The organism is Aliisedimentitalea scapharcae, from assembly GCF_045277565.1.
Classification (GTDB): domain Bacteria; phylum Pseudomonadota; class Alphaproteobacteria; order Rhodobacterales; family Rhodobacteraceae; genus Aliisedimentitalea; species Aliisedimentitalea scapharcae.
On sequence record NZ_CP123584.1, the window covers coordinates 3,627,411 to 3,651,986 of the forward strand.

At 59.2% G+C, this 24,576-nt stretch carries 17 protein-coding genes; 6 read left to right on the forward strand and 11 right to left on the reverse strand.

Annotated elements, in window-relative coordinates; genetic code table 11:
- Positions 1–73: 73 nt before the first annotated feature.
- From QEZ52_RS16940 to QEZ52_RS16955, 4 genes are all read right to left on the reverse strand, one after another.
- Complete coding sequence (locus tag QEZ52_RS16940) at positions 74–3,427, reverse strand: caspase family protein (RefSeq protein ID WP_406645648.1); 3,354 nt, start codon at positions 3,425–3,427, stop codon at positions 74–76.
- 51 nt (positions 3,428–3,478) lie between these two features.
- On the reverse strand, positions 3,479–5,635 hold the full coding sequence (locus tag QEZ52_RS16945) for a hypothetical protein (protein ID WP_406645649.1): 2,157 nt from the start codon (positions 5,633–5,635) through the stop codon (positions 3,479–3,481).
- Positions 5,636–5,792: 157 nt separating this feature from the next.
- Positions 5,793–6,521: an NAD(P)-binding domain-containing protein gene (locus QEZ52_RS16950; RefSeq protein WP_406645650.1), complete on the reverse strand. Its 729-nt coding sequence runs from the start codon at positions 6,519–6,521 to the stop codon at positions 5,793–5,795.
- Positions 6,522–8,567, reverse strand: a complete 2,046-nt coding sequence (locus QEZ52_RS16955) for an FAD-dependent oxidoreductase (protein ID WP_406645651.1) — start codon at positions 8,565–8,567, stop codon at positions 6,522–6,524.
- 108 nt (positions 8,568–8,675) lie between these two features.
- On the opposite strand from QEZ52_RS16955, the gene QEZ52_RS16960 reads away from it, so the two are divergent.
- Entirely contained in the window at positions 8,676–9,293 is a 618-nt protein-coding gene (locus QEZ52_RS16960; RefSeq protein WP_406645652.1) for a TetR/AcrR family transcriptional regulator, read from the forward strand.
- A 290-nt stretch (positions 9,294–9,583) separates the two neighbouring features.
- Here the strand turns inward: QEZ52_RS16960 and fdhF are convergent, their stop codons facing one another.
- The 3 genes from fdhF to QEZ52_RS16975 all read right to left on the reverse strand — a co-directional run bounded on the left by fdhF (position 9,584) and on the right by QEZ52_RS16975 (position 15,033).
- Positions 9,584–12,358, reverse strand: coding sequence for a formate dehydrogenase subunit alpha (gene fdhF / locus QEZ52_RS16965; protein ID WP_406645654.1), 2,775 nt, complete (start codon positions 12,356–12,358; stop codon positions 9,584–9,586).
- Positions 12,359–12,361: 3 nt separating this feature from the next.
- Positions 12,362–14,050: an NAD(P)H-dependent oxidoreductase subunit E gene (locus QEZ52_RS16970; protein ID WP_406645656.1), complete on the reverse strand. Its 1,689-nt coding sequence runs from the start codon at positions 14,048–14,050 to the stop codon at positions 12,362–12,364.
- A 95-nt stretch (positions 14,051–14,145) separates the two neighbouring features.
- The gene (locus tag QEZ52_RS16975) at positions 14,146–15,033 is read right to left on the reverse strand and encodes a LysR family transcriptional regulator (protein ID WP_406645657.1); all 888 of its coding nucleotides are present in this window, start codon (positions 15,031–15,033) and stop codon (positions 14,146–14,148) included.
- Between the two features lie 558 nt (positions 15,034–15,591).
- On the opposite strand from QEZ52_RS16975, the gene QEZ52_RS16980 reads away from it, so the two are divergent.
- The 5 genes from QEZ52_RS16980 to QEZ52_RS17000 all read left to right on the forward strand — a co-directional run bounded on the left by QEZ52_RS16980 (position 15,592) and on the right by QEZ52_RS17000 (position 21,308).
- Positions 15,592–17,124 (forward strand): 4-hydroxyphenylacetate 3-hydroxylase family protein, encoded by a 1,533-nt coding sequence (locus QEZ52_RS16980; protein ID WP_406645659.1) that lies wholly within the window; start codon positions 15,592–15,594, stop codon positions 17,122–17,124.
- Positions 17,125–17,207: 83 nt separating this feature from the next.
- The gene (locus QEZ52_RS16985) at positions 17,208–18,350 is read left to right on the forward strand and encodes an aromatic ring-hydroxylating dioxygenase subunit alpha (RefSeq protein WP_406645660.1); all 1,143 of its coding nucleotides are present in this window, start codon (positions 17,208–17,210) and stop codon (positions 18,348–18,350) included.
- A gap of 122 nt (positions 18,351–18,472) precedes the next feature.
- Entirely contained in the window at positions 18,473–19,150 is a 678-nt protein-coding gene (locus QEZ52_RS16990; protein ID WP_406645661.1) for a DUF1028 domain-containing protein, read from the forward strand.
- 44 nt (positions 19,151–19,194) lie between these two features.
- A complete protein-coding gene (locus QEZ52_RS16995; protein WP_406645662.1) occupies positions 19,195–20,325 on the forward strand; it encodes an aromatic ring-hydroxylating dioxygenase subunit alpha in 1,131 nt (376 codons plus the stop codon).
- A gap of 44 nt (positions 20,326–20,369) precedes the next feature.
- A complete protein-coding gene (locus QEZ52_RS17000) occupies positions 20,370–21,308 on the forward strand; it encodes a LysR family transcriptional regulator (RefSeq protein ID WP_406645663.1) in 939 nt (312 codons plus the stop codon).
- A gap of 42 nt (positions 21,309–21,350) precedes the next feature.
- Here the strand turns inward: QEZ52_RS17000 and QEZ52_RS17005 are convergent, their stop codons facing one another.
- The 4 genes from QEZ52_RS17005 to QEZ52_RS17020 are packed head-to-tail and all read right to left on the reverse strand — an operon-like array spanning position 21,351 to position 24,521.
- Positions 21,351–21,698 (reverse strand): RidA family protein, encoded by a 348-nt coding sequence (locus QEZ52_RS17005; protein WP_406645664.1) that lies wholly within the window; start codon positions 21,696–21,698, stop codon positions 21,351–21,353.
- An 18-nt stretch (positions 21,699–21,716) separates the two neighbouring features.
- Positions 21,717–22,832 carry an NAD(P)/FAD-dependent oxidoreductase gene (locus tag QEZ52_RS17010; protein ID WP_406645665.1) on the reverse strand — a complete coding sequence of 372 codons (1,116 nt, stop codon included), beginning with the start codon at positions 22,830–22,832 and terminating at the stop codon, positions 21,717–21,719.
- Entirely contained in the window at positions 22,829–24,220 is a 1,392-nt protein-coding gene (locus QEZ52_RS17015; protein WP_406645666.1) for an FAD-dependent oxidoreductase, read from the reverse strand. Before QEZ52_RS17015 ends, QEZ52_RS17010 begins: the two co-directional genes overlap by 4 nt.
- Entirely contained in the window at positions 24,210–24,521 is a 312-nt protein-coding gene (locus QEZ52_RS17020; protein WP_406645667.1) for a (2Fe-2S)-binding protein, read from the reverse strand. Before QEZ52_RS17020 ends, QEZ52_RS17015 begins: the two co-directional genes overlap by 11 nt.
- Positions 24,522–24,576: the final 55 nt, after the last annotated feature.

Consider the following 24,576-nt stretch of genomic DNA (forward strand, 5'->3'; position numbering starts at 1 on the left):
GCAGCCCATCGCAGCAACCAAGTCTGCGCAAATCGAAACGGGTCGGTTTGCGCCGCTCTTTCAGTCCAGATCTTCAGTCCAGGTCAATATTGGCGATCAGCTTCTTGCGACTGGCCCCCAACCGTTCACTCACCTGATCGCGGATGTCGGCATATTGACGCCCGCTCAGGCTGGCCCGTTGGGCCGCCATCCAATATTTGACTTCGTTCTTGCCCCATTTGACGAACAGCACGTTCTTTTGTTCATCCGTCCAGCGGTAGTGGAACGCACCCAGCGCCATGGACACGACTTCGCCACTGGCTTCTGCCGCACCGACCTGAAAATGCCCGCCTTCCGTTACCGACGTTGATCGGTCAAACAGTTTTATCTGGCCGGAGTTGTCAGCCAACTTACCCAATGCTCCCAAGGCTTCCTGCAGGATCGCAAACTGGCTTTGGCTGGCAACCACCGCGAGGATTTTCAGTATTGCCTCGTCAAACGTGGCATTGGCCTTGAGCGTCTGTTGCTGCATCTGTGGTGCGCTTTCGACCGACCAGCCCAACAGACTGAGCGTATCCAGATAAACGGTGAGCCAGGCCTGTATTTCCTTGACCGGATCTTTTTTTGCGCTGGCAGCCCGTTGTGCGAACAACGTGGACAACAGCACGTCATCCTTTTGCTGCGGTGTCAGGTTCTCGACAAACGAAACGACACTGGACGCATTCACCGCAGCATTCAGCTTTTGTTTCTCCAACGCCAGCGCTGTTTCTTCATCCGCAGTCTCAGGGGAGCGAAACGCGGATCGAACCCGTGGCAGACGGCCTTGGATTGGTGCCAGATCTATCGCCTCGATCATCGCCCGGCGATCTTTGGGTGACAGATCCGCATGTCGGGGTGCCAATACGGTACCAGCGGGAGATGCGGCATTTTTGAATTCCGGTGGCCAAGTGGCATTCACCCCCCGCGTATCCACATGAACAAAACTGTTATATAGCCCGACCCCTCCTTTGAACCGGTTTTCGTCATCACGCATCTGACGCAGGGCCCAGGCGATGTCCCGGGTTGATACACCTGGCACCTTGAAGTCCAAAGCATTGAACTGCTTGTGCTGGCTACCCGTCGCTCCGCCGATACAGGTATTATAGGCAGGTGCGCGATAGGCATTGGTGATCACTGTCGGCTTGCCAATGCGATCCCGCAGTTCATCCAGAACCTGGGCAGTATTGGCGATATTGGGCCACAGCGACCGAGGCGGATAGCTGTTCTTGCCCGCGCAGGGGCCAGTACCATTGTGTGATCCGCCCAGGATCAGGAATTCACCGGGCGAAAAATGGCGCAAACCCAGCGCCTTGATAAAGTCAAAGAAATCCTGCGCATCCGGCCATGAGGCCACCGACCGTGTGCCCGGATCTGCCGGGCTGCGCCAGCGGCCTTCGGCAATCTCGGTCACAACATCATCCGGTAGATCGTCATGCTCGTCGCCCTCGGTCGCCAACATGCGATCAGCCAATGACATGGGAGGCGCTGAAACGGGAACCACCTTGGGTGGCGCAGGCGGAGCTATCCCCCCCAAAACCGTGCTGCTCGGGTTGGTCCAAAGCGTAAACGGCACCTGCGCCCTGAAGCCTGCATCCTCGGCCCCTGTCCAATAAAGGTTGGGTGTCTGGTCAGGCGAACCAATTGCCCGATCAACCGCTGTGCGAAATTGTACATAATTCCCCGAGAAACGTCCCTTATTCCAGACCTTCAACAACGCTTCAGTAAAGGCTCCGTTCTGATGCCCATCCATGGCGACCTGATGATCCTGACAGGCCGTCAGGCTCAGAACCGACGCACGCACCCGCGCACTAAGAGGGTTGTGAAGGATGTCATCGCGTTGGTGGGCGAATTCGTCGATATAGTTGCGATATGCCTGTTCATTTTGCTCAAACGTCCGCGATCCGATGGCTTGCGGCATCATACGCATCTTGGGTTGGTCTACTTCTGGAAACATGGCCCGAATAACCGTCCCGGAGTGACAGCAATCAGGCACCATCAGAATCCGCACCCCAGGTTTAAACCGGCTCCAAAGGCTGAACAGCTCATCATCGATAATCTGAAAATCGTAAAGCACCAGCGTCTCGTCCCAATGCTCTCCCTTTGCGTCCGGGGCTTCGTCTCGGTTGAAATCAGGTAGCTTGTACCCATGCCCGGCAAAGCTCCAAAAGAACATATCCCCTTCGGTGAGCGTCTCAGCAGCAGCAGCCAAGCGGGCCACAACGGCTTCGCGCGTGGCATTCCGAGTCAATAGGAGTTCTGGTTCAAAGCCTTGGCCTGCTGCCAAATTCGCCATCGCATGGGCGTCGTTTTCGCAGGCGTTTAGCGCACCGTCCCAACCCGCATAGTGATCGGCGTCGACCGAATTCAACCCCACATGCAGCGACATGGCCTTGTTTGCGCGCCCCACGACAGCGGGCGCTGCAAGATGCGAGGCACCGCCAAATGGGCCACGACTGTGCGGCAGGCTGCGCGGTGCCGCATTGGAAATCCGCCGGATTTCGCGGTCGAACTTGCCTGCCACATCCGCATATCCGGGGTTTTCCGGGTGCAATTCATCATACCACCGGCCATCACCCACGACACTGCGACAATCAATATAGGTTACATGCGGCATTGATTTGGCCAGACGTCGCATGCCCCGATTGAACCGATCCATCATCTCGGCGGCAATCGCCTTTTGCAGGCTGCGGTCACGGATCCCACGGGTTTCCATCGGTTTGCCCAACCATTTGCCCCGGTTGGGGATCGGATAGTCATAGCCGTGGCACAGGATCTGAACATGCGGAAAAGCGCCCTGAACCTGACGGCACATTTGTTCGTAATAGCCAAAGGCGCTGTCCAGAAGCCCCTGGAATTCGGGTTTCAGGTAATCCGCAGGTTTCAGATCGACATCAAATTCTTCGAGATAGTCAGCCAAAGCGCCATTGGCCACCAGATCATTCCCGCCGCCTGACAACAGCAGAATGGATGCGCCAGTGTCGCGCAAGGCCTTGAGATACTCCTGCTTGCGCGCCATGCGCTCTAACAGGTCGCCGGCCGCGCCCAGCGACAGAATCGCATAGCGTTCCATCAGCTTGTCGATGGTGTCATGCAAACGTATCGGATATTGGAACCAGCTGTCGCCTTCGGAGACGATGATCGGCCCATCATAACCGCTGCGGATCTTTTCATAAAACCGACCGGTGCGGCGCCAGCGTTCAAAGCGGTTGGCCATATTCATAATCTGGGCAGAACGTGCCTGACCATCCGGGCCCAACGGAATATCAACAGTATCCGGGTTAAAGGTGAACACAGGCGCGAATGGTCCAGATGCCTCCTGGTCCAGAATGAAATAATCGGACAGATCTGCATCCGCGCGTGCGGGATCTGCGATCAACGCTTCGAGTTGCTCCAATGTGATTTTGGTCATTTTATCCTCCAATACCGGGGCGAAAATGCGGGCCACCCCATTGCCCGAACATCAATGCTCTGATTTTTGGTGCTGAACCGTTGCTGCCAGAATTGCAGCTTCCAGCTGTGGGCTGCGGCTCAGTTCATGTTGCTGAACCGCCCCAACTCCGGGCGAAATCTCCATACGAATGGGTGTGAACATGCCGGTTTGAAAATCGGGCCAATTGTTCTCTGGGTCACTGGCTATTTCGCCGGGCGCACCGGCCATCCCCAGCATGGCGCGGGGCGGCGCATCCGGATGGGTGGTGCGGCGGTCTTCAAACGCGTTGGCAACCAGATGCAAGATGGACTTCCCATAGACCCCGACACGCAGCGTTTGTTCCAAATCCCGATCCGGGATCAGGATCCGCCCCGGCAAAAGATCATCGGCACCCAAAGCTGCCTGGCCCCCTCCCAAAACAATCTCCTGGGGTGCGTGGTTTGGTCGGCCGGCATTCAGCGCATTCAAAAACGGAAGAATGGTTTCACCGGCTCTGGGCACATCAATGGCGGGCAACGACAGTTGGGCGCTGGTAATCTGGCGCGCCTTGGCCACGATCCGCATTTCGGCGGCGTCCTCTGGAAGGCTGGACTGTACGCGGGATGTTTCCGTCACCAATGGCTGCTCCAACCATTCAGCCAAAACCAGCGCCCCGGCCCCTTCACAGACCAAATGCAATTCGCTCCCCTGCATTTCTGCCTGCTCAACCAGCCGGTTTATCAGATGGTCCACATGACCGGGGTGTTTGGGGGGGACGTGATTGCGCGGATGTTCCGAGATACCCTCGATCGCCCGTTGCGCCGCGTGTTCGATATCCCTCCAAAATGCGCGACCGATTCCACGCGCCTGGTTTTCGATGATCACGTCCAGATGCTCTGAACCTTCGCCCACAAGGCTTTGGCTGTCGGCGAATACACGTTCCAACACCCCCATGGACTGCTCAAAGAAATCGTTGCACCAGAACACCGTGATCAGAAACAATCCGCGTTCCTTCAGCCATTTCTTGCGTCGTACAGATGCGGCAAAACCCGCCTTCATCGGATCCAGATTGCCGGCAATCCACAGCACGACACCGCGATAGCCTTTGGGGGCATCGACCGCCCCGCCCAGCCGGCCATCCAGAAAGTCCAACGTTTTTGCAACCATTTGATCGCTGGACGGGTATGATCCACGTTCAACATGATGACCGTCGTCCAGATGTAAAAAATGTCCCAGCAATTCACGACATGGGACCGACCCGGATTGTGTCGGACCATAAATGCGGCTGGTCCCCTGTTCCCCGACACTCAGATCAAACGCTTCGGGCGTCGGCACGCCCAACCGCAACACCCAACCATCCATCACGTTTTCCGCCCAATCGGCGTATCGCCATAGCGCAACACCGGGCATTCCATTGAAACCGCCCCAATTGCCCCAGGAATTCAGAACCAAAAAACCCTGCTGCGTATATCCGACGATGACCACCGCATGGGACCCGTTCAGGGGCTCTACCCCAGCGCCAAAATCAATGACACCGTCGGGGCTGCGCCACCCGGTCGTCAAATTGGCGGACACCAGTATCACTCCGGCTTCGTTCAACGCGGCGTGATAATGGTTCAGGACCGGGCGCAGCCGGTAATAGGCTCCCAGCGAAACCTGCTGCGCAGCCTTGGCCTGTTCGACGCTGGGAAAGACGTCTTCTTTCAGGTCGGTTCCGAACCGATAGCACAGGCTTTGCCAGCGTCGCGCACGCGCGCCTTGGTCCACCACACATTCACCGGGCAAGTCGAGACAGACACCGTGGTGGTAGAACCCCTTGATCGCAGAGCGCAAGGAATAAACGCCCTCGGCTGCCATCCTGCCACCGTTTGTTGACCGGGCTGCGTTCATTTCGTGAAACCGTGCCATATGATACAGCATGTCGGCACTGACCTGATCGGTAGGTCCCAATGGAACATCGCCCTGCAACGCCCGTTGATAGTCGATCAGGTTGGCCATCGCAAAACCGACACATCGCCCGGTTTCTCCTTGATCACGCAACCCGAACACCGGACCGGTGACCGGATCAATGCATTCAGGGTCCGGCAGGCATGTGGATTTAAGAGAGCCAAGATTGGGCGAATAATAGAAATCGCGTAAATCAACCCAATCGCGGCTGACGCCCTTTCCGAATAAGAGTCCGGTATCTAGATGACTTGTTGGTGACATGAAAACCACCCAAACATATGTGGGTTGTGCAACCCTGGAAAACCTACACAACCTAACATAATATGGGTCGCGTCCATACCCCTGGCCCGGCTGCCGCCCAAATCGGCCCCGTTTTTTTACGCTAATTTAAGATTTCCAACCAGTTGCGCCGCTGTGGTTATGTCTCGCTCAGATTATCCAGACCAGCCATCAATGCCGCCGCCATACCCTGATCTACCATATGATCGCGTAGCCTCGCATTATAGCCACCAGGCGTATCCAACGCCTCCAGCAATGGCCCGGTTTCGCTGGCCAACAGGCTGCTACCCACCAGCACCCTCAGAAAGTCCTCGGCCTGTTGTGGATCAGCGACCCGTTCACCCAACCACCCTGCAGCACCGTTCACCATCTTGGCCGCCGGTGACAAAACCGCCTGCGCACATAGATACGCCGCCAATTCGGCATCGGTTTTCAGGTCGAACACAGAGTTGGCGGGCGCAAACAGATCCCGGATCAAAGCCGCGTTGCCACGTACCATGATCGGGGACCCGCCCTGGGCAATTCCTGGGAACGGAATCATGACGGCTTCGGCTTTGGCTGGGCCGACCATGTGCTGGACCTGATCCAGCGACGCCCCCGCCATAAGCGACACAATTCTGTGGTCCGCATCAAAGCTCAATGGCTGCAAGACTTCGGCTGCATGCTCGGCCATGAGCCCCAGAAAAACCACATCGCTGGCATTCAGGATCGACTGATTGTCTGCAATGTTCACTTCTTCGATCCGTGCGGCCAGTTCCGCAGCCTTGTCGGCGCTGCGTTCGGAAACAAGGATCCCATGCCCTTGCCCGGCCAACCCGTGGACGACTGCGCTGGCAATGGTGCCAGTTCCGATGACTCCGATTTTCATTTACAGGTCCTTCATAGTTCTGAGCGCATCATAGATTGCGGCGTGTGTGTTTCTGGCGCTAACGGCGTCGCCGATGCGGAAGAGTTGGAATGTGGCGTTCGGGTTTGTGTTGATGGTCTGGGGCTGGCCGGTGATCAGGGCGGTGTGGTCCACTTCGCCCCGGTTTGAGGAGAGCGGCTTCAGGTCGAAGTAGAGATCGTCAAGCGGCAAGGTTCCGTAGTTGACCACCACCTGATCATAGGAGGATTGGGATGTGAAATCACTGTAATCCGTGCCGATTGTGGCGCACAGGCGATTGCCGTCGCGCATCACGTCCAACAGGCGGCGGGTGACGGTGAATGTCACGTCGCGGGCCTGCAATTCGCGCATGTAGGGCACCAGGTTCATCGCCATGATATCGGGGGCAAACACCCGATCCGGGGTCATGACTTCGACCTTCGCACCCGCTGCAGCGGCGATTTCCGCCGCCATCAGACCAGGATGATCGCCGCTTTCGTCATAGATCAGCACCTGTTGGCCCGGTTTGACATCGCCCGAGATGAGATCCCAGGCGCTGACCACCAGATCGTTTTCCTGGCCCGATTCGAACAATTCGGTATTGGGCAGACCCCCGGTGGCGATGATCACCACATCCGGGTTCAGCGCGGTGACGTCATCGGCTTCGGCCCAGGTGTTGAAACGAAAGTCCACATCCCGCGCGGCGCATTGCGCCATGCGCCAGTCGATGATGCCGATCATCTCGCGCCGGCGCGCGTGTTGCGCGGTCAGCCGCACCTGACCGCCGGGATCGGGCTGGGCCTCGAACACGGTCACGGCGTGGCCGCGTTCGGCCGCCACCCGCGCCGCTTCGAGCCCGGCCGGACCGGCACCGACGATGACCACCCGCTTGGGGGTCTCGGCAGGGGCGATGTCATGGGGCATCGACAGCTCGCGCCCGGTGGCGGCATTGTGCAGGCACAGCGCTTCGCCCACCTGATAAATCCTGTCCAGGCAATAGGTTGCGCCAACACAGGGGCGAATGTCATCCTCGCGCCCTTCGACGATCTTGCGCACGATATGTGGATCGGCCATATGCGCCCGCGTCATCCCCACCATATCCAGAAGCCCCGCCTGCACCGCATGGCGCGCCGTGGCCACATCCGGAATGCGCGACGCATGAAAGGTCGGCATGCCGGTGGCCCGTTTGACCGCGCCGGCAAAATCCAGATGCGGTGCCGATGGCATCCCCTGCACCGGGATCACATCGGTCATCGCCGGATCGGTGTGGATGCGCCCGCGGATCACATTCAGAAAATCGACCATGCCGCTGCGCGCAAGCCGCTTGGAAATCTCGATGCCTTCGACCGGCGTGATGCCCCCGGCGGCGGCCTCATCGGCCGTATAGCGCAGCCCGACGATGAAATCGTCGCCCACCCGGTCGCGAATGGCGCGCAGCACGTCCAGCGGGAATTTTAACCGGGAATCAAGAGTTTGCCCCCCGTATTCCCCATCCAGATCATTGGTCAGAGGCGACCAGAACTGGTCCAGAAGATGGCCGTAGACCTGCAATTCAACCCCATCCATGCCCCCTTCCTTCATCCGTTCGGTGGCATCGGCGAAATCGTTGATGATGCGGGCAATGTCCCAATCCTCGGCCAGCTTGGGAAACGCGCGATGCGCTGGTTCGCGGTGTTTGGAGGAACTGACCGAGGGCAGCCAGTCGCCCTTGTTCCACCCCGTGCGCCGCCCCAGATGGGTCAGCTGGATCATCACCGCACAGCCATGCGCGTGGCAGGCATCGCTTAGCCGCCGGATGTGGGGCACAACCTCGTCCTTGTAGGCCAGGATGTTGTTGAACACCGGCGGGCTGTCCCGGCTCACCGCAGCCGACCCCGCCGTCATCGCCAACGCAACCCCCGCCCGCGCCCGTTCCGCGTGATAGGCAACATAGCGCTCCTTCGGCATCCCGCCCTCGGGATACGCAGGTTCATGGCTCGTCGTCATGATCCGGTTCTTCAACGTCAAATGCTTCAACTGATAAGGCTGCAACAAAGGGTCAGTCGACATGGGAGACCTTCTCGATGAGACGCATTAGGATCTGGACACATGTGTCAATTCCCTAAATGATTCTGTCAACAGATTGCACCGCCCGCCCACCACTGTTACCACAGCGCCATGAAAAATCAGGATGTCACCAAGCTGCGCGGTTCCGAAGTTCTTTGGCTCAATGCGGCCTGTGAACTGTTGACCGAAGCAGGTGTGGAAGCGGTCAAGGTCATGCCCTTGGCCAAGCGGCTCGGTGTATCTCGCACCTCATTCTATTGGCATTTTCGCGACCGGGATGCGTTGCTGGAGGCACTGTTCCAAAGATGGGAACAGAAAAACACCGGCAACCTGGTGGCGCGCACCCAGGCCCCGGCTGACAACATTTGCGAGGCGGTATTCAATCTGTTCGATTGTTGGCTGGATGATACGCTGTTTGACGCGCGGTTGGATCTCGCGATCCGGAATTGGGCGCGCAATGACAAGGACATGCAACAACGGCTGGATCGGTCCGACGATCAACGTAAACAGGCGCTTGTAGACATGTTTGTGCGCCATGGATTTGATCCGCGGGATGCCGAAGTCCGCACGATGACTGCGATCTATGTGCAGATCGGATATATTTCGATGCAAGTCCGGGAAAGCTTCGAATATCGGATCGGGTTGATGCCGGATTATGTGACGGTATTTACCGGGCAGTCTCCCGCCAAACAGGACATTGCCAAGTTCATGGCCCGCCACGAACGCTGAGCAGATCTGGCAACAGCGCACGAACGCTCCGGCCCGGACATCGTGACATCCACACTGTGCTGTCTCGGATTGGACCAAACGCCACGGCGCAGGCGCCCTGAGCCACCAGGCATGAGGCAAAATCACAAGTCCGATCTTTTGCCATTTTTGCGTCTGCAGCCATACCATCACAGCTGTACAGCACGCCGCCAGGCCACAGGCTGTGCAACTATCGACGCGCACCGACACCATGAAACGTAAAACGGGAGCCCTAAGGCTCCCGTTCTGATGTCTTGCGACTTTGGCAGAGGTTACTCAGCCGCGATCTGCTCTTCGACCTTTTCGACCCGCACCGCCGAGAATTTGAACTCGGGGATCTTGCCGTAAGGGTCCAACGCCGGGTTGGTCAGGATATTGGCAGCGGCCTCAACATAGGCAAACGGCACAAACACCATATCCTCGGCAATAGCCCGATCCGCACGCGCCATGATCTCGATGGACCCGCGCCGTGTGGACAGACGGATCATGTCGCCGGGTTCAACCCCCATCAGCTTGAGCGTGCGCGGGTTGAGCGAACAATTTGCTTCTGGTTCCACCGCATCCAGCACCATGGACCGGCGGGTCATCGACCCGGTGTGCCAATGTTCCAGCTGTCGCCCGGTGGTCATGATCATCGGGTATTCGTCATCCGGTGCCTCATCCGGCGGGATCACGGATGCAGGCGTGAACCGGGCGCGCCCATCGGGACGTGGGAAGCCATCGCCAAACACAATCGCCTGACCCGGATCTGTTTCGTGCAGTGACGGATAGGTGATGGTTTCGGTTTTCAGGCGCTCCCAGGTGATGTTGTTGAGCGACTTCATGTTCAACTTCATCTCGTTGAACACCTGGCTCACATCCGTGTAGGGCCATGCCAAACCGATACGCTGTGCCAGTTCAACGGTAATCGCCCAATCTTCGCGGGCCTCGCCCGGAGGTGTCACAGCAGGACGCACGCGCTGCACCTGACGGTTGGTGTTGGACACTGTGCCGTTCTTTTCATACAGCGCCGAGGCTGGCAGAATGACGTCGGCGTAGTTGGCCGTTTCGGTCAGGAAGATATCCTGAACAATCATCAACTCCAGCTTGGCGAATGCATCACGGGCATGGTCCGCATCCGGGTCGGACATCGCCGGGTTTTCACCCTGGATGTACATCCCCTTGATATTGCCGGCATAGGCCTGATCGACGATCTCGGTAACGGTCAGCCCCTTCTCGTTTGAGAAGTCATCGCTCTCCCAGACGTCAGTGAACGATTTGCGAATACCGTCGTCCATGACCGATTGGTAATCCGGCAGGAACATCGGAATCAGACCCGCATCGGACGCACCTTGAACGTTGTTCTGACCACGCAGCGGGTGCAGACCCGCGCCTGGTTTACCCACGTTACCAGTCATCAGCGCCAGCGAAATCAGGCAGCGCGAATTGTCGGTGCCATGGATGTGCTGAGACACGCCCATACCCCAGAAGATCAATCCGGCCTTGGCCCCGGCAAACAGACGGGCCACCCGGCGCAGCTGTTCAGGTTCGATGCCACAGATTTCCGACATCTTTTCGGGGGTAAAGTCGCGCAGGTGCTCCTTTTCCGCATCCCAGTTTTCGGTCCAGCGGTGGATGTACTGGCTGTCATACAGTTCTTCTTCGACGATCACATTCATGATCGCGTTCAGCATCGACACGTCAGCACCGGGGCGGAATTGCAGCATTTCGGTCGCATAGCGACGCATACCAACACCGCGCGGATCCATCACGATCAGCTTGCCACCGCGTTTGGTGAACTGTTTGAAATAGGTCGCTGCAACGGGGTGGTTTTCAATCGGGTTGGACCCGATGATGATCGCCACATCCGCATTCACGATCTCGTTAAAGGTCGCGGTCACAGCGCCCGATCCCACGTTTTCGATCAGCGCCGACACCGAAGAGGCGTGGCACAGACGGGTACAATGGTCGACGTTGTTGTGTTTGAACCCCTGGCGAATGAACTTTTGGAAGAGATAGGCTTCTTCGTTGGTGCATTTCGCCGAGCCAAAGCCCGCAACCGATTTCGGATCTTCTTCGCGCAGCTTGATCAGGCCCTTGGCGGCGAAATCCATTGCCTCTTCCCAGGATGCTTCGCGGAAATGGGTCGACAGGTCGCCGGGATCGACGTTCAACCCCTTGGCGGGCGCATCTTCGCGACGGATCAACGGTTTGGTCAGGCGGTGGGGGTGGTGGATATAGTCATACCCGAACCGGCCCTTGACGCACAGGCGGCCTTCGTTGGCGGGGCCGTTGATGCCCTCGACGTATTTGACTTTGCCGTCTTTGACTTTCAGCGAAACCTTGCAGCCCACACCGCAGAACGGGCAGACGCTTTCGGTTTCGGAATCGTAATCCTTGCTGTCGCCAACCTGCGCATCATCCATGACCGATGCAGGCATCAGCGCACCCGTCGGGCAGGCCTGAACACATTCACCACAGGCCACACAGGTGGACGCGCCCATCGGGTCGGAAATGTCAAAGGTCGGATAGGCATCATGCCCGCGACCGGCCATGCCAATCACGTCATTGACCTGAACCTCGCGGCAGGCGCGCACGCACAGACCACAGGAAATACAGGCGTCCAGATTGACCTTCATCGCCACATGGCTGTCATCGAGCAGCGGAATGCGGCCCTCTTCCAGCTTGGGGAACCGGCTCTCGGAAACGTGGTTCAGCTCGGCCATGTCCCACAGGTGGCTCGACTTGTCGTGCGCCTCTTCCTGTTTGGGTTGGTCGGCCACCAGCAGTTCCATAACCATCTTGCGGGCGCTGGTTGCGCGGGCGTTGTTGGTGGTGACAACCATGCCGTCGGCGGGTTCACGGATACAGGACGCCGCCAGCGTGCGTTCGCCTTCGATCTCGACCATACAGGCGCGACAGTTGCCATCAGGGCGATAGCCCGGTGCCGGTTTGTGGCACAGATGCGGAATAACCAGACCGCGACCGTTGGCCACTTCCCAGATGGTCAGACCGGCGTCTGCGGTGACCTCTTCGCCATCCAGCGTAAATGTAACTTGGTTGCTCATGGCTTATACCTCCTCGGGGAAGTGTTTCATGGTCAGGCGGATCGGGTTTGGCGCAGCCTGCCCCAGACCACAGATCGACGTGTCGATCATGGCGGCGCTCAGCTCTTCCAGCAGGTTTTGGTCCCACTTTTCCGACTGCATCAGCTTGACGGCTTTCTCACAGCCCACCCGACAGGGGGTACACTGGCCACAGCTTTCATCCTCGAAGAACCGCAGCATGTTCAGCGCGGCGTCACGGGCGCTGTCCTGATCGGACAGGACCACCACAGCAGCTGAACCAATGAAGGTGCCATGCGGCTGCAGCGTGTCGAAATCCAACGGAATGTCATGCATCGACGCAGGCAACAGACCCGACGACGGGCCACCGGGCTGATAGGCCTTGAAGGCATGGCCTTCGATCATGCCACCACAGGCGTCAATGATATCGGTGATTGTCGATCCGGCGGGCAGCAGGTGCACGCCCGGATTGTTGACCCGGCCCGACACCGAATAGCTGCGCAGCCCCTTGCGGCCGTTTTTCTCGACCGAATTCAGGCATTCGGGGCCTTCGCGGTTGATCTTGGCAACCCACAACAGGGTTTCGACATTGTGCACCAACGTCGGACGGCCAAAGATACCAACCTGCGCCACAAACGGTGGACGGTGGCGCGGTTCGCCGCGTTTGCCCTCGATGGATTCGATCATCGCGGATTCTTCACCGCAGATATAGGCACCCGCACCACGGCGCAGGTCGATATATCCGGGCTCGACAATGCCCGCGTCTTCCAGCGCCTTGATTTCGGCCGCGAGGATGTGCAGCACCGCCGGGTATTCGTCGCGCATGTAGATAAAGGCTTTTTCCGCCCCGACCGCCCAGGCCGCGATCAGCATGCCTTCGAGGAACAGATGCGGGGTGCGTTCCAGATAATAGCGGTCCTTGAACGTGCCGGGTTCGCCTTCGTCACCGTTGACGGCCAGATACCGCGTGCCTTCGTTGGCGCGCACAAAGCCCCATTTGGTGCCCGACGGGAAACCCGCGCCACCCAGACCGCGCAGACCGGCCTCTTTCACTTTGGCCTGAACCGCTTCCCAATCGCCATTGGCGCGTAGATCCTTCAGCGTTTCATAGCCACCTTCGGCGACATAGGCGTCATAGGCTTCGTAGGCAGGGATATGGGCGTGGGTGTCATCGGCTGCGATTGCGGCCTGCACCTTTTCCGGTGTGGCGTGGTCGATGTGATTGTGACCGATCTCCAGCACCGGCGCTGTGTCGCAGCGGCCCATGCAGGGCGCGCGCACAACGCGCACCTGGGATTCGTCCAGACCGTCTTCCAACGCTTTTTGCAGCTGCTCGGCTCCGGCCAACTCGCACGACAGGGAATCACAGACACGGATTGTCAGCGCAGGTGGCGGTGTTTCGCCTTCGCGTACCACGTCAAAATGGGCGTAAAAGGAGGCCACTTCGTAAATCTCGGCCTGCCCGGTGCGCATTTCCTCGGCCAGCGCCCGGATATGCGTGGCGCTGAGATGGCCATAGGCATCCTGAATCAGATGCAGAAATTCGATCAGAAGATCCCGGCTGCGCGGGCGATCGCCCAGCAGCGCACGGATTTCTTCCAGAGCAGTATCATCGACTTGGCGGCCTTTTGGAGTACGGCGGCCCTTGCCTTTGCCCGACTTCCAAACGCCTTTGCTATTGTCCAGAGGTGCCATGGTGTCCTTCCCTTGCGCACGCGAAATTCAGCCAGCAATGCCATCAGGAAAGAATATCGTCAAATCTGTATTTTGGATCGCACGATAAGCAATGATTATCGTGCGAACTTCAGAACCACCTCTTTGAGCGCGCTAACAGTGGTCAATTCCGGTTGCCGATCCAAGATCGCCAGGCAGATGGGTTTGGTCTGCTCCGGATCGGTCAGAGGCAAGGCCCGCGTGCCATCCAGATCCCCCAATGCATCAATCAGCGCCCGGGGCAGAATCGTGGCTGCGGCCCCGCTGCGCGCCAAAACGATAGACGCCATGAACCCATTGGATTCAGAGACAATTTCCGGCTTCAGCCCCAGCTCGTCGAAAATCCGATCCAGAATGCGCCGGTTCTGCATTTCAGGAATCAACAGGCTCAGCGGCAACTCTGCGGCCTCGACCCATGTGATTCCTTCGGAATGCTCTGACACCAGATCTTGGGGGGCGAGCAAGACGTAGCTTTCGTCATACAGTGGATGCACCGTCACCAGATCGCGCCCCAGACTGTCGGCATAGGTGATTCCGACATCAATCGTACCATCATACAGACGCTGCTGAATGATCAGGGACGTCGTGACCTCGATCCGGGCCTGAATCAGCGGATAGGTTTGATTCACCAGATCCACCACCTGTGCAGCATAGGTGGTCGCCGTCGGCACCACCCCCAGAATCAATGCGCCAGCCACCTGGCCCCGCGCGGCCGAAATCTCCTGTTCCAGCGCCTTGGCGTCGTCCAGAATCGGGCGTGCGCGGCGAACGATCATCTCGCCTTCTTCGGTGAGCCCCTGAAACCGATTGGCCCGCCGCACGATCGACACCCCCAGCTTTTCCTCCAGATTGCGGATACGCATCGAAAATGCGGGTTGCGACATTCCGCAATCCTGGGCGGCTTTGGCAAAATGCTGATGCCGGGACAGCGCCAACAACACCTGAAGATCCTTGAGCTCGATCACATCCTGCCCCCGTCTTGCGCTGTCTGATCCATCGGGTTTCCGAAAGGCATCAGACGATAGTCACTCCGCCCAAGACATCCTCCTGTTCCCGGTGCAAAGCAACGAGAAAGAAGGGCTGTGCCTCAGGTGCCGTGGAACAGAGTATGGGCCCAAAGGTCAACTGTCCACGCAAGCCACTGAAAAACCTGCATACCCCGCACTCGATCCAGAGACCGCTCACCCGCTGATCACTTGCCGTCCCAGGCCACGTCAGACCGGCAATTCCATTTCCCCGTGCGTGCCCTCTGCAGGCCAAAGCCACCGCAGAGCGGTGTCATCGACGGGCAAGCAAACATGCTGATGCCAGTCCGACAACGACACGCGCCCCCCCGATATCATCCGGAAAAGCACTATATTCTTGTTGCATGCGCTTCCTCTCGGTCGACGAGCTCACAATAAAATAGTTTTTGCCTAAGCAATGCTGACCGGCTTTTTTCTTTTCAACGTCGCCCGTGTCGGTGAATGATCTGCGCAACATGCCAAAGCGCCCCGCCCCATTTCTAGCCATTGGAAACAGCCATGATACGCACAGGATCTGAGTATCTCGCTTCGTTGAGCGCAGGCCGTGAGGTTTATGTGAATGGTGAGCGGGTGCGTGATGTTTCGGGGCATCCTCAGTTCAAGCCGTTGGTGGATATTCGGGCGCGGATTTATGACATGCAGCATCAGGCGCCGCATGCGGATCTGATGACCTATACCGAAGCTGGCGAGGTTTCGGCCATGGGCTACAAGCTGCCCTACAGCCAGGCCGATTGGTGGGCCAAACGCCGCGCCACCGATCACATGATGAATGAAATCGGTGGGGTCGTGACCCGGGTGGGCGATGAAACCGTGGGCGAGATGTGGTCGCTGCTGGATGGGGCTGATGTGCTGGGCGAACTCGACCCGCAGTTTGCGGGCAACATCCGGACCCATATCGACACGGTGCTGCGTCAGGACCTGTTCCAGGTCTCGGCCAATACCGACCCCAAGGGCGACCGGTCGCGCCCTCCGCAGGATCAGGACCCGGACATGCTGTTGCATGTGGTGCGCGAAACCGATGCCGGGATCATCGTGCGCGGGGCCAAATTCGAAACCGCAGCCGCCTATGCCAACCAGGCCTTTACCAAACCGACGATTGCCAATTGGGGCGAGGAAGAGATGTCGCCCTATGCGGTCGGGTTCATCTGTGATCTGAACGCGCCGGGGTTGAAATTCATCTGTCGCACCGGGTTTGCCGGTCGCGCGCCTGCCGCAGATTACCCGCTGGCCAACCGGTTTGACGAGATCGACACGCTGGTCGTGTTTGACGATGTGCTGATCCCCTGGGAGAACGTGCTGTTTTACCGCCACACCCGTGCGGCGATGTTCATGCGCGCCACGTTGCACCGGTATTCGGCGTTTCCGTTCCTGCAGCGGATCCTGAAACAGACCGACATGATGATCGGTGCGGCGCTGTTCAATGTCCGCCAGACCGGGCTGGACCGCGAACAGGGTGTGCAGGAGAAGCTGTCGACCCTGGCGTGCTACCGCGAAGGGATCAACGCGCATCTGACGGCGTCGGTGGCGTTGGCGGAAAAATCGCCCGCCGGGCTGATGATGCCGAACCAATCGCTGCTGTATGCGGGCCGGGTGCAGGCCTGTTCGCAACTGCCCGCCATGGTGCAGCTGACCCGCGACCTGTGCGGTGGCCAGGTCTGCGTGACCCCGGATGCGGCGAGTTTCGCCAGCGATGACACGGGTCCGTGGCTCGAGAAATACTATACCCTCAACGACGAATGGGTGGCCGAGGACCGGCGCAAGCTGCTGGCCTTTGCCCGCGACCTGCTGAATTCGGATTACGCCGGTCACCGCCTGTCGTTCCAGCTGTTCGCCCAATCCCCGCCCCACACCCACCTCGCGGCTGTCTATCAGAACTTTGACTGGGACGGGCCGATGGCATTCGTCAAACACGCCGCAGACCTGTCCGACACCGTCATGGGACCAAGGACAACGTCAAAGGCAGATAGCGCTGTGACCGATTGGCATATCTCGGACCCCAAGATCATAGCCAGAAGGATGGCTGCCGAATGACCTTATCCCTTCACTTGCAGGCGGACTGACCCACCTGTTCCCTAAATTCAAATTTAACGCCCTCCCAACTAGGAGACCCTGACATGGCAAAAGACATTCTTGATCCGGTCGAAGCACTTCGCCAGAACACCTCCATTCCGTTCGAGCAGGCCCGCGCGATGCCGCCCGAGGTCTACACGACCGAGACCTTCCTGCAGGAAGAGCTGAAGCATATCTTTGCGCGTGAATGGTTCTGTGTCGGTCGTGCTGACGCGTTGGCCGAACCCGGATCCTACACCACCTGCGATCTGGCCGGTCAGCCGGTGATCGTGATCCGTGACCGCGACGGCGAACTGCGCGCCCTGTCCAACGTCTGCTTGCACCGTATGTCAACGCTGTTGCAGGGTCGCGGCCAGGTGCGCTCCATCGTCTGCCCGTATCACGCCTGGACCTATAACCTGGACGGCTCCCTGCGTGGTGCCCCGGCGATGACCCTGAACGACGGCTTCTGCAAGGACAGCTATACCCTGCCCCGCGTGCGGTGCGAGGAATGGCTAGGCTGGGTGTTCATCACCCTGAACCCCGACAGCCCCCCAGTGTCCGAACAGCTGGCCGACGTCGAAAAGATGATCGCCGGTTATGACATGACCAACTACACCGAAGCGTTCTTTGAGGAGCACGTCTGGGACACCAATTGGAAGGTGCTGGCCGAGAACTTCATGGAGAGCTATCACCTGCCGGTCTGCCACGCGGGCACCATCGGTGGTCTCAGCAAGCTCGAAGACATGATCTGCCCACCGGGAGAGCCTGCATTCAACTATCACACCATCCTCAAGGACGAGAGCCTGCGCATCGCCATGGCGCATGACAAGAACGACCGGCTGAAAGGCGAGGAACGCCGCACCACGTTCCTCCTGTCGCTCTATCCGTCGCTGTTGATCACCCTGACGCCCGGGTACTTCTGGTATCTGAGCCTGCATCCCGTCAGCCCTGGCAAGGTTCACATCCGCTTTGGTGGCGGCATGTCGGATGATTACAAGGACGACCCGGACGCAAAGCAGAACTTTGCCGATCTGAAAACCCTGCTGGATGACGTGAACGTCGAAGACCGTGGCTGCACCGAAAAAGTGTATAAAGGCTTGTCATCGAACGCCGCATCCCCCGGTCACCTGAGCCATCTGGAGCGCCCGAACTATGATTTCGCGCAATACCTGATGGCCAGGATCGACGCCGGGCGCGCCGCCTGATCGGCGACACCACTGGCTTTTGGGTCGGGCAATTTGGGGGGCTATCCGCCCCCCTGTCCCCCCCGAAGGTATTTGGGACCAGAAAGAAGCCCATTCAGGGGCTATAGGGAGATGAGTGAGAGATGACCTTTTCGCTGGTGGCGCGCTGCGCTGAAACGGGCATGTTCGGAATGGCGATTTCGTCATCTTCGCCAGCAGTCGCGGCGCGATGTGCCTTTGCCCGGGCGGGCGTGGGCGCGGTGGCGAGCCAGAATGTGACTGATCCCTCGCTGGGGCCTTTGACGCTCGATCTGATGGAGCAGGGGCTGAGTGCGACCGAGGCGATTGCACATGTGCAGCGGCGCGGTGCGCATATCGACTATCGCCAGGTTCTGGCTGTGGATGCGCAAGGCGACACGGCGATCCATTCCGGGCCAAATTCCCTGGGCATCTGGACCCAGGCGCAGGGGCGTGATGTGGCGTCGGGCGGTAATCTGCTGGCCAATGACGGGGTCTGCCAGGCCATCGTTGAGGGGTTCGAAGCCGCGACTGGCCATATCGGGGACCGGCTGATTGCCGCCATGCGCGCCGGGATGGCGGCGGGTGGTGAGGCCGGCCCGGTGCATTCGGCGGGAATGCTGATCGTCGACACCGTCAGCTGGCCGGTGGCCGAGCTGCGCTGTGATTGGTCCCAGGACGCCTGTCCGATCGAAAATATCGCCGCCGCCTGGGACGTCTACAAACCGCAGCTGGACGCCTATATCCAGCGCGCCCTAGATCCCCGAGAGGCACCATCATACGGCGTGCCGGGCGATGAATAACCTAAAACTAAAACACACACTTCAATCCAACAGGGATTAGCACCATGACCCGCATTGACCAGATCCGTCAGGACTTGCAGCAGATCACTGCCCTGCCCGCGGACCGCCCAATGACCATGCCCGGCGCCTTTTACACAGACCCCGAGTATTTTGAGCTGGAGACCCAGACCGTGCTGAAACACGGCTGGCATTGCCTGGGTCGCACAGATGAGGTGCCGGAACCCGGTGACTATTTCACCATTCAGCTGTTCAATGAACCGCTGATCGTGGTGCGTGGTGATGACATGCAGGTGCGTGTGCTGGCCAATGTCTGTCGCCATCGCGGCATGCCTCTGGCCGAAGGTCGGGGCAAAGTGAAACGCTTTGTCTGTTCCTATCACGCCTGGGCCTATGGTCGGGACGGTTCGTTGTTGCGTGCCGCGCGGATGGAGAACGCCGGCTTTGACGCCAAATCCTGTCGTCTGCATGGGTTCAACACGGTGATCTGGCAGGGGTTCGTCTATATCAACCTGGATGATCAGGCCGCGCCCTTTACCGACAACACCGAGGCGCTGGACGCCCAGCTGGTGAATTACGAGGCCGACGATTTCCGTGTGGTGCATGTCGAGGAAGGCATCTGGAAGACCAATTGGAAATGCCTGGTCGAGAATTTCATGGAAGGCTACCACCTGTCTGTGGTGCACCCGCAGACCCTGCACGGATATACCCCCACCGGGTTGGCGCGCAAATCGGTGTCAGGTCCCGGGTTCACGTCCTATTGCGCCAACTACCCCGAAGGCATCGAATCCCGTGGCCTGGGTGGCCCGAACCTGACCGAGGCTGAACGCAACCGCTCGACGCTGTATGCAATCTTCCCGACCCAGGTGACCAGTCAGGCCGCCAGCCTTCTGGTGTCAATCTCGATCTTTCCGCTGTCGGCGGACGAAATCCGGGTAAAATGGACCATGTCCGTGCGCGGCGATGATCTGGACGAAGACACCATCCAGCAGCGGATCGCCCTGTGGACCGAGGTCAACCGCGAAGACCGGGAGAAACTGGAGCGGATGCAGGTCGCGCTAAAGTCGTCCCACGCCGAATCCGGGCCTCTGGCCGGAGACGATCTGGAAGGCACTATTCGCGACTTCCAAATGTGGCTGGCACGAGAAGACACAACACAGTTGCAGGCTGCCGAATAATTGGGGGGCTTGCGTCAGGATAGTACGCGCGGGATACATGGGTCATGACCCTGCGCTACACCCTGAGACAGCTGGAATATTTTGTGGCCGTTGGCGAATGCGGTTCAATCGCGGCCGCCAGCGAAAAGGTCAACGTGACAGCCCCGTCCATTTCTGCCGCGCTGAGCCAGCTGCAAAAGGAGTTCGGCCTGCCCCTGTTCGTGCGCAAACATGCGCAGGGGTTGTCGCTGACCCAATCCGGGCGCCATTTCATGGTCCAGGCCAAACAGGTTCTGGCCGAAGCGCATGCATTGAACCGGGTGGCTGACGGTATTGCCGACAGTGTTCAGGGCCCGCTTAGCATCGGGTGTTTGCTGACCTTTGCCCAGCAGTTGGTGCCGTCGCTGCGACGTGGATTTGCCAGGTCCTATCCCAATGTGCGAATGCGCCAGTTCGAGTTGAACCAGATGGAGATATTCGAGGGTCTGCGCCAGGGCGAGATCGACGTTGCGCTGACCTATGACATGTATCTGCCTCAGGATCTGGAGTTCACCCCGATCCGGTCGCTGCCCTCGTATGCGATGCTGGCAGAAACCCACCCGCTGGCGCATCTGCCAGCAGTGTCGGTCGAAGAGCTCGCCGCCCATCCGATGATCCTGCTGGATCTGCCGATCAGCAGCGAATATTTCATGTCGTTCTTTCGGCTCAAGGGGCTGAAGCCAAATATCGTCGAACGCACCCGTGACGTCGAAGTTCTGCGCGCGCTGGTGGCCAATGAGTTCGGGTTTTCAATTCTGAACATCCGGCCTTATGACGACCGGGCTCCGGATGGACGAAAATTGCGGTTCGTGCCCATGACCGGGTCGGTGCCACCGATGGAGCTGGGGCTGATCATGGCACCTGATGCCCGCAACGCAGCGGTCATCGAAGCCTTTTCCAACCACTGCGAGGCGGAGCTGAACGCCTGGGATTTCCCGGGCCAGCCGCTGAAAAAGCTCGGCTGACCCCCGTCCCGTGCCGCGTAGCAATCCACGCAGCCAGCCCATTCAGCCGGCGCAGGCCGCAGTCACGATAATTTCGACCTTCAGGTCAGGGCGGGCCAGCTTGGCTTCGCCACAGGCACGTGCGGGCGCGGCTCCTGCGGGGACCCAGGCATCCCAAACCTCATTCATTTCGGCAAAATCTGCCATGTCAGCCACCCAGATGATGGCCTGTAGAATTTGCTCCTTGGACGACCCGGCATTGTCCAACAGGGCTTCGACGCGCGACAGGCAATCGCGGGTTTGCTCTGCAACCGTGGCACCATCGCCCACCTGGCCGCACAGATAGGCGGTTCCATTGTGTTTAACGATCTTGCTCATCCGTGTGCCGGTGTCGATACGGGTGATGGTCATAAGCGTATTCCTGTTGTGTCAGAGGGTTTTTCGGTCATATCGGTCAATGCGAAACGCATTCAGGTCATAGGAGGTCGCACCGGTCAACACCAGATCGGCCATGACCTGTCCCACGATCGGGCCCATCTGGAACCCATGCGCGGAAAAGCCAAAGGCGTGATAGGCATCCGAGGCATTCACCGCCGGGCCGATCACGGGCAGATTGTCGGGCATATACGCCTCAAGCCCGGCCCACATCCGATTGATCGACGCGGTTTTCATGATCGGAAAGAAGTCGATTGCGGTTTTTGAAGCGGCGGCCAATTTGGCATAATCCAGCCGGGTTGTGTTGTGGTCGCGATCGGCAAAGCCCTTGGCCCCGCCACCGATCAGCACTGTGCCATTCTCAAACTGTTTGAAACTCAGCTGCCGGCTGACGGCCCCGACGACAGGCCCGGCAAAATGCGGCAGGCGTGCGGTAATCATCAGCATCGGCGCTGCATGGCTGAGCGGGACATGGTCCCTGATCATCATTGCCACCCGATCGGCCCAGGCTCCGGCGCAATTCACCACCCTGGCCGCCTCAAAGGTGCCGGTTGGCGTGCGCGCAATCCAGGTCGATCCGACCTGTCTGAGGCTGGTCAGCTCGGCCCCTTCGACAACCTGCGCACCGTGGCGTTCAGCAGCACGACGAAAGGCCGACGTGGCCTTGTAGGGGATCGCATGGCCATCCAGTTCCGAGGTCACGCCGCCGACACAGGAAGGATGCACATGCGGCAGCGCGGCGCGCAATTCATCGCGATCAATGATGCGTTCGTGGGTATATCCAGCGGCGCGCATCCGGACCTCACGGGCCTTTAGCGTTTCGATGTCGGTTTCGTCAGCTGCGATATTGATCAACGTCTTGCGGCGAAATCCGGTGTCTTCACCCAGCGTTTCATCCAACGTCTGCCACATCTCCATCGACGCCTTGGACAGGGGCACTTCGGCCATGTCGCGTCCCAACAGGCGCACACCGCCTGCATTCACCCCCGAGGCGTGGCGGGCGACATAATCTTTCTCCAGAACAATGACCGACGCGCCCTGCCGTGCCAGGTGAAAGGCCGTCGCACAGCCTTGGATGCCGCCGCCGATGATCAGGATATCCGCGTTCATTCCCCTGCCTCCGGCGTGATGGTCTGGAACCGGCTGAACTCTTCCAGGCTCAGCAATCTTTGGGGGCTGCGCAGCCGGAAATACCCGACATCACCGATGGGTTCACGTCGCCATTGCGCCAACAGACCACTGACAATCGGGCCACATTGCCGCCCTTGACACGGCCCCATGCCACAACGGGTCAAAGACTTGAGCGCATTGGGATCGCGGGCACCGCCGTCGAACCCGTCCCGCAGCGCCTGCACGCTTTGCTCTTCGCAACGACAGACCAATGTGTCCGGCTCCTGCGGGACGCTCAGCGCAGGCACCGGCGCATAGAGCCGGTCGACAAAACCACGGAAGGATGCCAGGTGCCCCAATGCTGCGCGGTCAGGGCGGGCCCACCGATCCCGATCTGCCTCCGACACTTCGCCTAGGCGCATCGCGATATTCATTGCGGCCAGCCGCCCCGCCGAGCGCGCTGCATCAGCCCCGATGATCCCGGCCCCATCACCAGCCACCGACACATGCGGGGTCGATGATTGACCCCAGTCATCAGTTTTGACCTGCCAGCTCTGTTGTGCCTCGTTCCAGATGTGATCCAGTCCCATGGCACGAGTCATATTGGTTTGCGGGACCACGCCGTGGTGCAGGAAAACATGTTGTGCTGCAATCTGTTGCGCCCCCTTGCTGTCAAAGGCAAGCCCGCTGGCACGACCCTGCCCCAGCACCCGCAAATTGGTGGCGGATCTGAACATCGGCACACGCGCGGTCTTGATCTCGCGCAATAGCCCCAATCCTTTGCGCAGCATCGGCCAAGCACGCAAAGCTGATGGCCCATACGGCAGAGCGGACAAATAGTTTTCATGCGGCGTGGTATCCACCACCGCCGCCACCGGAACGCCAAGGCGCAGATATTGCGCGACAATCAGGTAGAGCAACGGCCCGGATCCGGCGAACACCGCATTCTCGGCCACAACCGCATCAGATTTCAACATCACCTGCGCCGCCCCGGCAGTCATCACACCGGGCAGCGTCCAGCCCGGGATTGGCATCGGGCGTTCCATGGCACCTGGGCACATCAGAATTTCGCGGGCCTGTAACTGGCGGGTTTCGCCATCGTGAGAAAAAAGGATCGTGCCATCTTCGCCCACATGCCAGACATCGGCCCCGGCCATATGGGTCACGCCTGAGCGTTCGAATTCGGCAATCAGACCGGCACCATCGGTATAATCCGGCCCCAACACCCCCGTATCAATCAAGGGGCTGTTGGCTGCCGCGCGAAAGATCTGTCCCCCAGCACCTGCGCCACGGTCCAGGACCACCACACGCAGACCGGTACCAGCCAGCAAAATGGCCGCGCTCATCCCGGCAGGGCCAGCGCCAATGATTGCGCAGTCAAAAATCATCAAGAGGGGCCTCGGTGGTTTCGGTAATCTGTTGGGTTTCAATGATCATTCCGTCACTGATGCGACGCAGGCAGGCCTGTTGGTTGGGCAACCCATCGACCTGAACCAGACATTCAAAGCACACACCCATGGCGCAATAGGCGCTGCGGTCTTCGGCGGACAGCGCGGATTTGCGTGTGGTGATCTGCCCGGCCAATGCCATGGTTGCCCAGACGGTCTGCCCCTCGGGGGCGGTGATCTGTTGACCATTGACGGTCACGGTAACTGTGTTCTCGGGTGTGCGGCGTAGCGACATGAACATCGGACATTCCTTGATCAACAGGGGGGAAAGGGCGAACCGGGAGGTGCCCGCCCTT